Raw genomic sequence first — 13,483 nt, 5'->3', positions numbered from 1 at the left:
GGGGTGAAAGGTCAGTGCACTCCGCCGCCGATGGGAGCACGGCGCGGCGAGGCCTTGACCCGCTCTGCTTCGCTCGCGGCATCCTGCTGCTCGATGACCTCGGGGGCGGGGGCGGATGCTGCTCCGCCACCACCGCCGTGCGGCTTGCGGCGACGCTCGATCATGCCGAGCAGCGACGAGCGGTTCTCGCCGGGTGCGCCGAGGGCGGCGGTGACCCGGTCGAGGAAGACGGCGATCAGCACCACGCCGAGACCGGCCTCGACACCCTTGGGGATGTTGATCGTCGAGATCGCCTCGACCACCATCTTCCCGAGGCCGTCCGCACCCGCCATTCCGGCGATGACCGCCATCGACAGGGCGAGCATGATGACCTGGTTGACGCCGGCCATGATGGTCGGCATCGCGAGGGGGAGCTGGATGCCGCGCAGGATCTGCCCCGGCTTGGCGCCGAACGCGTGTCCGGCTTCGACGGTCTCGGAGTCGACGCCGCGGATGCCGAGCTCGGTCAGTCGCACGCCCGGAGGCAGCGCGAAGATCACGGTGGCGACGAGGCCGGGGACCACGCCGATGCCGAAGAACACGATCGCCGGGATCAGGTAGACGAACGCCGGCATGGTCTGCATGAAGTCGAGCACGGGCTTCAGCACAGCCCGCACCGTGGCGTTGCGCGCCGACCAGATGCCGAGCGGCACGGCGATCAGCACCGCGATCACGGCGGCGACGAGCACGAGCGCGAGGGTCTGCATAGCGGGCACCCAGAGGTCCATCCCGACGATCAGTCCGAACGACACGATGGTCCCGACGGCGAGCTGCCAGGAGCGCACGACCCAGGCGATCAGCGCGGCGATCACGATGACGACCGCGAAGCTCGGGGCGAGCAGGATGCTCGTGAGCCCGTCGACGAGGAAGCTCATCACGAACGAGATGACGTCGAGCAGACCGTCGAGGTTGTCCTTGATCCAGTCGACGCCGGATTCGATCCAGGTCCCCACGGGGATGCGGAAGCCGTCCATCAGCGCACCTCCTCCGTCTCGACCTGGGTCCCTGAGCTTGTCGAAGGCACCGGGTCGGCGGTCCACCCGTCATCGAGCACCGCATCGATCTCGGCCTGCGGCATGGGCATCATCGGCAGGGTGATCTCCTCGGTCGCACCGGGTCCGGGGCCGAGCGCGGCGAGCAGCGTCACACGCGGGATGACGCCGGTCAGACGCCCCTCGGCATCCGTCACGGCGAGCGGCAGCGGGGACTCGACGGCGGGGACGAACAGGTTCATCAGGACCTCGTCCTCACGCACGCTCTGCGGCACGGGCTTGATGATCGAGTCGAGGGTGGTCGCGCCGTTGCGCACGAGCTTGACCGCATCGCGGTCGGTGACGACGCCCACGAGCTGGCGGTCGCGGCCGACCACGTAGGTCGCCGACATGTACGCATCGCGCATCTGGCGCAGGGCCGTGCGGGGACCTGCGGTGTGCGGCACGACGGGGCGCGGGCGCTCCATCACGTTCGCGGCGGTGAGCACGCGGGCGCGGTCGACGTCCTGCACGAACTGCTCGACGTAGTCGTTGGCCGGGTCCATCAGGATGTCTTCGGGTGTGCCGATCTGCACGATGCGGCCGTCGCGCATCACGGCGATCCGATCGCCGAGGAACATGGCCTCGTTGAGGTCGTGCGTGATGAACACGATCGTCTTCTGGAGCTTCTGCTGCAGCTCGAGCAGCTGCTCCTGCATCTCGCGGCGGATGAGCGGGTCGAGCGCGCTGAACGCCTCGTCCATCAGCAGGATGTCGCTGTCGGCGGCGAGCGCTCGGGCGATGCCGACGCGCTGCTGCATTCCGCCGGAGAGCTCGGACGGGAGCTTCTCGCCCTGCCCTTCGAGTCCGACCAGCGAGAGGATCTCCTCGGCCTTGGCCAGGCGCTCGGCCTTCGGTGTGCCCTTGAGCTCGAGCGGGTACGCGACGTTCGCGGCGACCGTGCGATGCGGCAGCAGTGCGAAGTGCTGGAACACCATCGAGATGCGGTCGCGACGGATCTCGCGGAGCCTCGAGGCGGGGATGCCGGTGATCGGGTCACCGTTCACGGTGACGGTGCCGGAGGTGACGTCATGCAGCCCGTTGAGCATGCGGATGATGGTGGACTTGCCCGATCCGGACAGGCCCATGATGACGAAGATCTCACCGCGGTTCACGGTGAAGCTCGCGTCGATGACCGCCGCGGTACCCGCATCGGCGACGGCCGTGCGACTCTCACCGGCTTTCAGGCGGCGGACGGCGGTGTTCGGATTCTTACCGAAAACCTTGTATAGATTGCGCGCTTCGAGAGCGATTTCGGACACGTTTCCCCCGCGGCTCGCCTTCGGGTGGCTGAGCCTGCTTCGGTTACGCCCGGGTGAGGCTCTCGGGGCCGTTCGACATGATCGCTGTGGCGGCACAGACGGCGGATTTCGGATCCGCCGCGATAGAGCATCGACCGTACGCCCACGCCTCTTCGCAGCACAGCTCATCGAAAGAAGGACGTGACCGCGGACTGGTCTTCGGACCGTCAGGCCCGCATTCCAACGTAACGAAATGGCCGATCAGGGGCAAATCCTGGGTTCGCGGACTGCGCGAGTTTCGGCGGCTGACCGGGGGATTGCACGGGTGTTCGATATTCCGGTCCGAGACCGGTTCGGGGTCAGGAATCGGGCGCTTCGGAGCTCCGGATGCTGTGCGTCACGGTGAACTTCGGGGTGCGTTCCACCTGTTCCGTCCGGCCGATCAGACGGGTGAGTTCAGCCCGGTAGCCGAGTGATGAGTTGTACACCGTGAAGAGCTCTCCGCCGGGTCGGAGCACACGTGCGGCGGCTTCGAAGAGACGGGTCGCTGCACCCGTGTGCACGCTCGTGCCGAGGTGGAACGGCGGGTTCAGCAGCACGACATCGATGCTCGCGTCCGGGATCTGCGACGCCGCGTCGTCGTGCATGACCGTGACACGGTCGGCGACCCCGTTCGCGGCTGCCGTCGCGCGGGCGGAGGCCACGGCCGCAGCCGACCGGTCGGTTGCGATGACCTGCGCCTCAGGGTGGGCGAGGGCGTACGAGACGGCGAGCGCACCGGTGCCGCAGCCGAGGTCGAGCACGTGCCGCGACGCTTCGACAGGCTCAGCGACCCAACGGGCGGAGGCACCGGACGTCGGTCGTTGAGCGAGCGAAGCGAGACGAGACGCCCCACCCGCAGAACCGGAGGTGGGTCCCTGAGCCTGTCGAAGGGCTCCACCATCAAGGCCGAGCACCTCCAGCAGCACCCGGGTGCCGATGTCGAGGCGGGCGCCGGCGAACGCCCCGCCGTGCGCGATCAGAGTCAGACCGTCGTGCTTCGCGGACACCGGGAACGGAGGCTCGGCCGGCACGGTGCGCGGGTCGGATGACACGATCAGCCGCGACTTCCGCTCCGCACGCTGGGGCTGCACGTGCGCGAAGCTGCGCCCGAGCACCTCGTTCTGCGCCAGGGTCATGTGCTTCACGCGGCCGCCGGCGATGACCACCACATCGGATGCCGCCCAGCGGGCCACGGCATCCGCGATCTCCTCGAGCTCAGCAAGCGACTTCGGCAGCTGCAGCAGCACGAGCCGCGCGTTGGAGAGCAGTTCGGCGTCGAGCTCGTGCGTGGTGAACGGGGTGCGAAAACCCAGACCATCCGGCCCACCGTCGGCGTGCCGCCCCTCGACACGCCGTTCCGCATCGTCCTCGTCTCCGTTTCGGCCGACGAAGCCGGCGAGCCCGAGGTCCTCGGCGTTGCGCTGCAGGGCGCGGCGACCGGTCGCGAGGTCCTGATGCACGCGGATGCCCTGGCGCCCGGCATCCGTCAGAGCGAGCGTGATCGCGCCATACTCGTCACCGATCACGACGGTCTCGGAGCCCGGGATGTCGAGAGAGAGCGCCCGCTCGACGAGCAGCAGATCGGTGGCGTCGTACGCCTGAAGATTGTCCGCCTCGACGTCGGGCCATCGGCGCAGGCGGCTGTAGGGGAACTCCGGCACCAGCCCACTGTACGCGGCGGTCGCCCGCACCCGACCCGCACCCGCGCTTCCCCCCGCACAACTTCGGAGATCGAGGACGACACGCCGGAGGCAGCACTCCGGGGCCGGCGAGCCGCATGCGATCTCCGAAGTTGTGCACCACGGGCGTCGTAAGGATTTCGCATGCGTTGTTTTCGCCCGATTCACAACTTTGTGAATCCGGCGTACGCTCCCGCGCATGACCACCGTCATCACCACCCGCAACCTCACCAAGCACTACGGCCACGTGCACGCGCTCGACGGCCTCGACCTCACCGTCGAGCACGGTCAGGTGCACGGCTTCCTCGGCCCGAACGGCGCGGGCAAGTCGACCACGATCCGCATCCTCCTCGGCCTCGCACGCCGCACCTCGGGCGACGCGACCGTGTTCGGCGAAGACCCTTGGGAGCGCGCGGTCGACCTGCACCGACGCATCGCCTACGTCCCGGGCGACGTCAGCGTCTGGCCGAACCTGTCGGGCGGAGAGGCTGTCGACCTGCTCGCCCGTCTGCGCGGCGCCCGCACGAAGGATGCCGCCTACCAGCACGAGAAGAAGCGGCTCATGGAGGCGTTCCAGTTCGACCCGCGCAAGAAGGGCCGCGCGTACTCGAAGGGCAACCGGCAGAAGGTGGCGCTGATCGCGGCGTTCGCCGTGCCCGCCGACCTCTACATCCTCGACGAGCCCACCAGCGGGCTGGATCCCCTGATGGCGGTGATCTTCCAACGCGAGGTCGCCCGCGCCCACGCGAACGGTGCGACCGTTCTGCTGTCGAGCCACATCATGAGCGAGGTGGAGCAGCTGTGCGACCGGGTGTCGATCATCCGCGCCGGACGCATCGTCGAGACCGGCACGCTGGCGGAGCTCCGGCACCTCACCCGCAGCGACGTGTCGTTCACGCCGTCGGGAGCCACCCTGGATCAGGTGGCCCGCATCCCCGACGTGCACGACCCCGAGCAGCACGGGGACCGGATCCGCCTCGCGGTCGACAGCGACCGCACGGCCACCGTGCTGCCCGCACTCGCCGCACTCGGCATCAGCGATCTGCGTGTCGCACCGCCCTCTTTGGAGGAGCTGTTCCTGCGCCACTACGGCGACGACCTGGCGACGCTCGAGGCGGCGGAAGACGGTGGTCCGAGTGACCAGCCCACCGGCAGCCGCCGCGAACGCCGGATGCAGAAGGAGCGTGCATGATGACGCGCTTCGCCGTGCTGCTCCAGCAGCGACTGCGGCGCGACCGCGTGCAGCTGCCGCTGTGGATCGTGGGTACCGCGCTGATGGCCTTCGCGGGATACGCCGGCGTCAGTCAGTCGTACGCGACGCTCGCCGACCGGCAGAACATCCTCGCCGCGGCGCTCGCGAACCCGGTGATCCTCATGTTCCGCGGCCTGCCGTCCGGCACCTCTGAGGGCGCGTTCCTGGCGTTCGAGATCCTCCCGTGGCTCGCCCTCCTCGCCGCCCTGATGAGCACGTTCCTCGCCGTGCGCCACACCCGCGGCGATGAGGAGGCCGGTCGTGCCGAACTCGTGTGGGCGACCCCGGCCGGGCGCCGGCTGCCGACCCTCGCCACCATCGTGCACGGTCTTCTGGCCAACATCGTCCTCGCGCTGCTGACCTCGCTCGCCCTGATCGCGACCGGTCTCCCGGCCGCCGGGTCGTGGCTCGCGGGCGCGGCGGCCGGCAGCTGCGGCATCGCGTTCCTCGGCATCGGACTCGTCGCGGCGCAGCTCATGCGCACCTCGCGCGGGGCGAACTCGCTGACGGTCTGGGTGCTCGTCGCGACCTTCCTGGTGCGGGGCATCGGCAATGCCGCGGGGACCCCGAGCGACGACCTGTCGAGCATGACGAGCGCCTGGCCGGTGTGGCTCTCGCCGTTCGGCTGGGCCGAGCAGACGCGCCCGTACGATGCCGATCTCCTCTGGCCGATGCTCCTCGGCCTCGGGTTCGGCGTGCTGCTCGCGGGGGCCGCTGTGGCGCTGCAGTCCCTGCGCGACATCGATGCGAGCTTCGTGGCGGAGCGTCGCGGCCGGGTGTCGGCCCGACCCGCCCTCGCCTCCCCGCACGCGCTCGTGTGGCGGCTCACCTCGGGCTCCATCATCGGCTGGGCGGTCGGCGGTGCGATCACCGGCATCCTGGCGACCACGCTGAGCGGCCTGGTCGATCAGATCTCGGGCGAGAACCCGGCCGTCGCCGAGATCCTGACGAAGATCGGAGGGGCCACGGGCGGACTCGACGAAGTCGTCGTGACGGTGTTCTTCACGCTGCTCGGCATCCTCGCCGCCTGCTGCGCGGTGCAAACTGTCGTGCGCGCGCGGCAGGAGGAAGCGCGCGGAACCGCCGAGGCCGTGCTCGCCACCCCGATCGGACGGGTGCGCTGGCTCGCCGACTACGTGATCGTCGGGCTGTTCGCGGTGCTGATCGTGATCGCCGCGGCCGTGGTCGCGGCCTGGGTCGGCGTCTGGGCGAACGCCGGCGACGACTCGCTCTACCGGATCGTCGCGGTGGCGGGCCTCGGCCAGGCGGTCGCGGCGGCCGTGTTCGCCGTGCTCGCCGCCCTCGCGTTCGTGCTCGTTCCCCGGGCGACGACCGCCCTGGCATGGAGCCTCGTGCTGCTGGCGGCGATGCTCGGGATGTTCGGGCCGCTGTTCGGGCTGCCGGAGTGGACGGCGAACATCTCCCCCTTCGCGGTGACGCCCGTGGTGGACGGAAGCGGTGTGGATGTGCGCGGACTCTGGTGGTTGGTGCTCGCCCTGGCCGCGGGCGGCGCGGCCATCCTGGCTCTGATGCGACGACGCGAGCTCGCCCCCGGCGCCTAGGAGCAGCCCGATGCCCGACGACAGCACCGAGAACACGCCGGACGTGGATGCCGCGAGCTCCGGCGATGCCCTCGGCGCAGCATCCACCTCCCATCGGGGGATCGAACCCGCCGAGCAGGCGGCCGCCATGATGACCGCTGCCGGGATGCCGCGGATGCCGGCGCGCGTGATGATGGCGCTGGTCGCGGCACCCGAGGGCGGATACACCGCTGCGCAGCTCGGCGAGCGTCTCGGCGTCTCGGCCGCCGCCGTCTCCGGCGCGGTGCGCTACCTGCAGCAGCTGCACTTCATCCAGCGGCGCTCCCGCCCCGGCGACCGGCGCGACCGCTACGAGTTCGTGCACGACCCGTTCTACCGTTCGATCGTCGGGAACATGCCGGTGTACGCCCGCCTCTCGGAGTACATCGACGACATCGCCGCCGAGCACGACGAGGATCAGGGTGCCCATGACCGGGCTGTCGAGCTGGCCGAGTTCTTCCGGTTCCTCTCGGCGCGGATGCTGCAGATCGTCGAGGAGTGGCGCGACCACCGCCCCACCTGACTCCCCCCTGCCCTGCCCTGCCCTGCCCTGCCCCGTCCTGTCCCGTCCTGCCCTCCCTGGCCCGCCCTGCCCTGCCCTGCCCTGCCCACTTCTTCCCCGTGCACAACTTCGGAGATCGAAGCCGACACGCCGGCCGTGCCACCCTGAGCCCGGCGAGTCGCGCGCGATCTCCGAAGTTGTGACGCTTCGGGGGCGGCGGGCGGCGGGGGCGGCGGGCGGCGGGGACGACGGGCGGCGGGGACGACGGGGACGACGGGCGGCGGGGACGACGGGCGGCGGGGACGACGGGCGGCGGGGACGACGGGCGGCGGGCGGCGGGGGCGGCGGGCGGCGGGGACGACGGGCGGCGGGGACGACGGGGACGACGGGCGGCGGACGACGGGGGTTTACGGGCGGCGGGCGGCGGGGGTTGACACGCGTCCGGGTTCTATGGTTACTTAGTCAAGTAACCAACCCACCAACCCACCGGAGGACTCGTGATCGAAGAAGGCAAGCCGCTCTTCCTCCAGATCGCCGAGCAGATCGAGGACTCGATCGTCGACGGATCGCTCGCCGAAGAGGCCCAGGCGCCGTCGACCAACGAGCTCGCCGCGTTCTACCGGATCAACCCCGCCACCGCCGCGAAGGGAGTCGCCGTGCTCACCGAAAAGGGAGTGCTCTACAAACGCCGAGGCATCGGCATGTTCGTCGCCGACGGCGCCAGGGAAGTCCTGCTCGGCGAGCGCCGCGCCCTGTTCGCCGACCGCTACATCGACCCGCTCCTCGCCGAGGCCCGCACGCTCGGTCTCGGCGCCGAAGACCTCGCGGCCCTGCTCCGGCAGCGCGCCGCACTCACCACCGACGCAGAAGGGAAGACCCCCGCATGACCGCTGTCATCGAGGTGCAGAACCTCAGCAAGCGCTACAAGGAGAAGCGAGCGCTCGACAACGTGTCGCTCGCCATCGAGGGAGGCGCGATCTACGGCCTCCTCGGTCGCAACGGCGCCGGCAAGACGACACTCATGTCGATCCTCACGGCGCAGAACTTCGAGTCCTCCGGCACCGTCAAGGTGTTCGGCGAGCACCCGTACGAGAACGCGCACGTGCTCAGCAGGATCTGCTTCGTCCGCGAGAGCCAGAAGTATCCGGATGACGCGTATCCCAAGCACGCCTTCAAGGCCGCGAGTCTGTTCTTCCCGAACTGGGACCAGGCCCTCGCCGACGAGCTCGTCGCCGAGTTCCAGCTGCCGATGAAGCAGACGATCAAGAAGCTCTCCCGCGGGCAGCTCTCGGCGGTCGGCGTCATCATCGGACTCGCCTCCCGCGCCGAGATCACCTTCTTCGACGAGCCCTACCTGGGCCTCGACGCGGTCGCCCGCCAGATCTTCTACGACCGCCTGGTCGAGGACTACGCCGAGCACCCGCGCACGATCATCCTGTCGTCGCACCTGATCGATGAGGTCTCGAACCTCATCGAGAAGGTCATCGTGATCGACAACGGCCAGATCCTTCTGCATGAAGACACGGATGCGGTCCGCGACCGCGCCGTGACGGTGGTGGGCGACGCCGCGAAGGTCGACGCCTGGGTCCAGGGCCGCGAGGTCCTGCACCGCGAGTCGCTCGGGCGTGTGGCATCCGTCACGACCCTCGGGATGGTGACGGCGGAGGAGCGCGCGGCCATCACGGCATCCGGTCTGGACCTGGCGCCGGTCTCGCTGCAGCAGCTGATCGTCCGACTCACGCAGAAGGCCGAGGCCGACTCCACGAGAGGCTCCGCCACGAAAGAGGAGGTGCGCTGATGCGACGCACATTCAACGTCATCCGCCTGCAGCTCATCAACAAGGGGACCTTCATCTGGTACCCCCTGATGATCCTCGGCGCCGCCGTGGTGATCTCCGTGATCATCTACGCGATGATCCCGGGCGACGGACCCAAGTACGGCGGAGGTGGCCAGGCTCCCCTCTGGTACTTCTTCGCCATCGGGATGTCGGCGATGACCCTGACGTTCCCGTTCTCCCAGGCAATGAGCATCACCCGTCGGGAATTCTTCCTCGGAACCCTGCTGACCGCGATCCTCGGCAGCGCGCTCATGGGAATCCTGTTCCTGATCGGCGGCGGCATCGAGGTCGCCACGAACGGATACGGGGTGCACGGCTATCTGTTCTACCTCCCATGGCTGTGGGACGCGGGCCCGCTGGGCGCGTTCGTGGTCTACTTCACTCTCGCGCTCTTCTTCTTCGTGATCGGCTTCACCGGCGCGACGATCTACAAGAGCTGGGGCCAGCTGGTGCTGCTGATCGTGAGCATCGGTCTCGCGCTGGTCCTCGTCGCACTCGTTTTCCTGGCGACCAGGCTCGAGCTGTGGGGGCACGTCGGGGCGGCGATCAACGACCTCGGTGCTCTCGGGCTGGCGCTCTGGATGCTCCTGCTCACGGCGGTCTTCACGGGCGTCTCGTTCCTCGCCTTCCGGCGGACCATCCCGTAGGCGCACCTCTGCACGCCGCACCCCTCGACGACGCCGGTCCCCCTCCTCGGGTGGCCGGCGTCGTCGCGTCCGCGCGCTACCGGTCCCCGCCTGCGGAAGCAACCCACTCGCCGGAGGCGCCCCGGCGGCATACGCTCGCGGAATCACCTGCCCCGCCGAGAGAGAGGATGCCGTGACGCAGAGCCACCCCCGAATCCGCGCACGCCGCGCGGGCATCGCGCGCGCCCTGCACGATGCCGTCCTCCCCGCCCGCCTGCTGCTCGTCGCCAAGACGACCCTCGCTGTCGGGCTCGCGTGGATGATCGCCCCGCACATGCCCGGCGTGACCGACGAATACCCCTACTACGCCCCGCTCGGTGCGCTGCTGAGCATGTATCCGACTCTGATGGGGTCGGCGAAGTCGAGTTTCCAGACACTGCTCGGGCTCGCCACCGGCATCGGCCTGGCCACCGTGGTCGTGCTCACGGTCGGACCGACGTGGTGGACCATCCCACTCGTGGTCGGCGTCGGCGTGCTGCTCTCCGGCACGGGCTGGTTCGGCGCTGGGCGCGAGTATGTCCCGATGGCCGCCCTGTTCGTGCTGATCATCGGCGGGCAGAACGCCGACGACTACTCGCTCGGCTATCTGACGCAGACGGCGGTCGGCGTGGTCGTCGGCCTGCTGGTGAATCTCGTGATCGCGCCCGCGCCGCTCACCGTGGCGGCGGCGGGCCGAGTGGAGGCGTTCCGGGAGCAGCTCGCCCGTCATCTCGACGACATCGGGTCGGCGGTGTCGGAATCATGGCCTCCGGAGCACGAGCAGTGGGCCGATGATGCCGCCTCGCTCGCCGACACCGCGGCCGAACTGCGGGCGGCGCTGACGGAAGCGGATGAGAGCCGACGCGGCAACCCCCGAGCAAAGGGCCATCGACCGCGGATGCAGCAGAGTCACGAGGAGCTCGCCGCACTCGACCGGATCGCGCACCTCATCCGCGACATCTCGGACGAGATCGCCGACACCATCTGGGACCGACCGGCCGGACTGCCGCTCGATCCCGCTCTCCCCGGACCACTGTCGGCGGCATGCCACGCAGTGTCAGAGGTCATCGCACGCGGCGACGCCTCGTCCAGCGAGGACCACCGTGCGCGCGCAGAGGCCGCCCGTGCGACCCGGCTCCTGCTCGAGACCGTGAACGATCGCACCGTCGACGAACGCAGTTCGATGGGCCCGGGAGTGCTCTCCGCGATGCACCTGCGTCGCATCCTGATCCTCAGCGGAACGGGCTCGTCGACCGCGGAGTGAATTCGGACCGCCTCAGATGGTGTCGTCGGCGGCGATCACGTCGATCTGCCAATAGCGGCCGTCGGGGTCGGCGTCGTCGTGTGCCTCTTCGGCGGCAGTCAGCACATCGTTGAACTTCACCATCGCGTCGTCGAACTCGGCCTCGGTCAACCGGATCGTGCGCTGGGTGAAGGCGGCGTGCACCTCGGTCGTGCGTCCGGCCACGTACTCGGGCGTCCATGCGGTCACCCGGCGCATCAGGTCCTGGTGGTCCTCCACCAGCGCCGCGATCACGGCGCTGCCCAGCTCCTCATCGGCGACCGGACTCTCCGGACCGCCCACGTTGAGCGGACCCTTGTGCCCGGTCCAGACGCGATCGCGCCGGTCGCGGGCTTTCTCGGGCGCCTCTTCGATGAGACCGGCATCCGCGAGCGCACGCAGATGGAAGCTCGCGCTGTTGGCCGGCACGCCGAGTTCGGCGGCGATGTCGGCGGCGCGGAGGAAGTCCCGCCGCGAGAACAGGCGGATCATCTGGCGCCGCAGGGGATGGGAGTAGGCCTTGAGCATGGCCGAGGTCATCCAGACGGGATCGTCGCTCGTGCCCTTCGCGGTGTCCTCCGTCATGTGCCGATCCTACCCGCACTCAAAATTGCGCAATAGAACTTGCGCAACTGTTCTTGCGCATCTATCCTCGATTCATGACCACCGTCACCCAGCCGCACCGCCTGTGGCGCAACGCGCGATACCTCACCTGGCTCGTGAGCGACACGAGCAAAGGCCTCGCGGGGGCCCTGTTCGGGTTCGCGATCCCGCTGCTCGCGCTCATCGTGACGAACGACCCCGCACAGGCCGGCATCATCGGCGCCGCGGGAATGGTCGCCCGCCTGCTCATGACCCTCGCCGGCGGAGTGCTCGCAGACCGCCACCGCCGCATCGCCCTGATGCTGCTCGGATCTCTCATCGGCATCGTGCTGGCGGGGGCCTTCACCCTGCTCGCGCTCGGCGACGCGATGACCTTCGGAACCCTCCTCGTGATCGACGTGCTCCTCGCGGCACGCAGCGGACTGTTCGACGTCGCCGGCGAGAGCGCGATCAAAGAGATCGTGCCCGACGACGCGATGGGGCGCGCGCAGGCGGCCAACCAGGGGCGGGATGCCGCGCTCCAGCTCGCGGGAGGCCCGCTCGGGGGTCTGCTCCTGGGCATCGGCGGCTGGGCGGTCGGCGTCGTCATGACGCTCTGCCACGCGATCGCCGCCCTGACCGCCTGGATGCTGGGGCGCCAGGCACGTCGCGCGGGAGTGGTCGACACCGGAGCGGCCGACGAAAACACAGACGACCGGGACGACCTGCAGCGTGTTGTGGCTGAACACGCTGCCGCCACGACGGATGACCTGGGTTTCGGCGCCCCAGCTGCCGCGCCGACGAAGCCGAACGCCTGGGCGGAGCTGCGCGAGGCGTTCGGCTGGCTGCTCTCCCGGCCCGACCTCGGTGGAGTCCTGCTCATCACCACGGTCGTGAACCTGGGATTCAATGCCGCGATCACCACCGTCATCTATGCGCTCCAGCAGGACGGCCACTCCGAGCTCCTGATCGGCACGCTGAGCGCATCGATCGGGGCTGTGATGCTCGTGGGCGCCGTGTGCGCACCCCTGCTCGTCCCCCGCATCAAGGCCGGGGTCCTGACGATCGTGGGCCTGTCGGTCGCCGCGGTCGGGGTGATCCTGCTCACGACGGTCACCTCGCCCTGGGCCATCGCCGTCGTGCTCGGCGCCTCGGTGCTCCTCGTGCCCGCCCTCAACGCAGGGATGATGGGCTACTTCATGGTCGCGACGCCGACGCACCTGCTCGGCCGCGCCAACAGTGCCGCCGGCGTGCTCGGCATGGGGGCGATGCCGCTCGCCCCACTCATCGCCGGTTTCGGTCTCGCGTGGATCGGTCGCGAGTGGACGCTGCTGCTCTGCGCCGCGCTGTGCCTCGCATCCGTGGCTCTGGCTGTGAGCAACCGCGCGCTGCGCGCACTCCCCGTCGAGTCGAAGTGGGCCGCGCACGCGAAGCAGTTCGAGTCGGCCTGACCCGCATCCGGGAGCGGCGCGGCGCTAGAGGGCGCCGGTCAGCGCGGCGATGCCGGCGAGCGCCGAGACGAGCGCGAGCACCAGGGCGATCGCGATGAGGATCGCGTGCACCTTGAGGAACGCGGTGGGCTTGCCGTTCTCGTCGCGGGCACGCGGATCGTCGGCCACACGCTTGTAGAACCGCGGCCAGACGAGGGCATTGAAGGCAGCGTTGAGGAAGAGCAGGACGGAGAGGGCGATCACCCCTCAACGCTATCGAGATCCGCGACCGCGTCCGACCGCGCACCAGCCGCGGAATTC

Annotated in this window: 13 protein-coding genes; 8 read left to right on the top strand and 5 right to left on the bottom strand. The window is 69.6% G+C overall.

What is annotated here, in order from left to right; translation table 11 throughout:
- Positions 1–11 precede the first annotated feature (11 nt).
- The 3 genes from ACFC14_RS06420 to ACFC14_RS06410 form a co-directional block, all read right to left on the bottom strand.
- Positions 12–1,013 (bottom strand): ABC transporter permease, encoded by a 1,002-nt coding sequence (locus ACFC14_RS06420; protein ID WP_376101957.1) that lies wholly within the window; start codon positions 1,011–1,013, stop codon positions 12–14.
- Positions 1,013–2,332, bottom strand: a complete 1,320-nt coding sequence (locus ACFC14_RS06415) for a glycine betaine/L-proline ABC transporter ATP-binding protein (RefSeq protein WP_376101955.1) — start codon at positions 2,330–2,332, stop codon at positions 1,013–1,015. Before ACFC14_RS06415 ends, ACFC14_RS06420 begins: the two co-directional genes overlap by 1 nt.
- 338 nt (positions 2,333–2,670) lie before the next feature.
- Positions 2,671–4,014, bottom strand: a complete 1,344-nt coding sequence (locus ACFC14_RS06410; RefSeq protein WP_376101953.1) for a class I SAM-dependent methyltransferase — start codon at positions 4,012–4,014, stop codon at positions 2,671–2,673.
- 217 nt (positions 4,015–4,231) lie between these two features.
- Between ACFC14_RS06410 and ACFC14_RS06405 the strand changes: the two genes are divergently transcribed.
- The 7 genes from ACFC14_RS06405 (at position 4,232) to ACFC14_RS06375 (ending at position 11,132) form a co-directional block, all read left to right on the top strand.
- The gene (locus tag ACFC14_RS06405; RefSeq protein ID WP_376101951.1) at positions 4,232–5,224 is read left to right on the top strand and encodes an ATP-binding cassette domain-containing protein; all 993 of its coding nucleotides are present in this window, start codon (positions 4,232–4,234) and stop codon (positions 5,222–5,224) included.
- On the top strand, positions 5,221–6,846 hold the full coding sequence (locus ACFC14_RS06400) for an ABC transporter permease (RefSeq protein ID WP_376101949.1): 1,626 nt from the start codon (positions 5,221–5,223) through the stop codon (positions 6,844–6,846). Before ACFC14_RS06405 ends, ACFC14_RS06400 begins: the two co-directional genes overlap by 4 nt.
- Positions 6,847–6,856: 10 nt before the next feature.
- The gene (locus ACFC14_RS06395; RefSeq protein WP_376101947.1) at positions 6,857–7,387 is read left to right on the top strand and encodes a GbsR/MarR family transcriptional regulator; all 531 of its coding nucleotides are present in this window, start codon (positions 6,857–6,859) and stop codon (positions 7,385–7,387) included.
- A gap of 476 nt (positions 7,388–7,863) precedes the next feature.
- Positions 7,864–8,253, top strand: coding sequence for a GntR family transcriptional regulator (locus tag ACFC14_RS06390; protein ID WP_376101946.1), 390 nt, complete (start codon positions 7,864–7,866; stop codon positions 8,251–8,253).
- Positions 8,250–9,164: an ABC transporter ATP-binding protein gene (locus tag ACFC14_RS06385; RefSeq protein WP_376101944.1), complete on the top strand. Its 915-nt coding sequence runs from the start codon at positions 8,250–8,252 to the stop codon at positions 9,162–9,164. The genes ACFC14_RS06390 and ACFC14_RS06385 overlap by 4 nt, the downstream gene beginning before the upstream one ends.
- Positions 9,164–9,850 carry a hypothetical protein gene (locus ACFC14_RS06380; protein ID WP_376101942.1) on the top strand — a complete coding sequence of 229 codons (687 nt, stop codon included), beginning with the start codon at positions 9,164–9,166 and terminating at the stop codon, positions 9,848–9,850. The genes ACFC14_RS06385 and ACFC14_RS06380 overlap by 1 nt, the downstream gene beginning before the upstream one ends.
- Before the next feature lie 172 nt (positions 9,851–10,022).
- A complete protein-coding gene (locus ACFC14_RS06375) occupies positions 10,023–11,132 on the top strand; it encodes an aromatic acid exporter family protein (protein WP_376101940.1) in 1,110 nt (369 codons plus the stop codon).
- A 12-nt stretch (positions 11,133–11,144) separates the two neighbouring features.
- On the opposite strand, the gene ACFC14_RS06370 is transcribed toward ACFC14_RS06375, so the two are convergent.
- Positions 11,145–11,735: a helix-turn-helix domain-containing protein gene (locus tag ACFC14_RS06370; RefSeq protein WP_376101938.1), complete on the bottom strand. Its 591-nt coding sequence runs from the start codon at positions 11,733–11,735 to the stop codon at positions 11,145–11,147.
- A gap of 74 nt (positions 11,736–11,809) precedes the next feature.
- Here ACFC14_RS06370 and ACFC14_RS06365 point away from each other — a divergent pair, with 74 nt between their 5' ends.
- A complete protein-coding gene (locus ACFC14_RS06365; RefSeq protein WP_376101937.1) occupies positions 11,810–13,183 on the top strand; it encodes an MFS transporter in 1,374 nt (457 codons plus the stop codon).
- 24 nt (positions 13,184–13,207) lie between these two features.
- Here ACFC14_RS06365 and ACFC14_RS06360 read toward each other — a convergent pair whose 3' ends face one another.
- Positions 13,208–13,426 (bottom strand): SCO4848 family membrane protein, encoded by a 219-nt coding sequence (locus ACFC14_RS06360; protein ID WP_376101935.1) that lies wholly within the window; start codon positions 13,424–13,426, stop codon positions 13,208–13,210.
- Between the last annotated feature and the right edge of the window lie 57 nt (positions 13,427–13,483).

The organism is Microbacterium sp. NPDC055988 (genome assembly GCF_042269505.1).
Lineage (GTDB): Bacteria > Actinomycetota > Actinomycetes > Actinomycetales > Microbacteriaceae > Microbacterium.
Note: the sequence above shows the minus strand (reverse complement) of the source record. Positions and strands in the feature narration are given on the sequence as shown.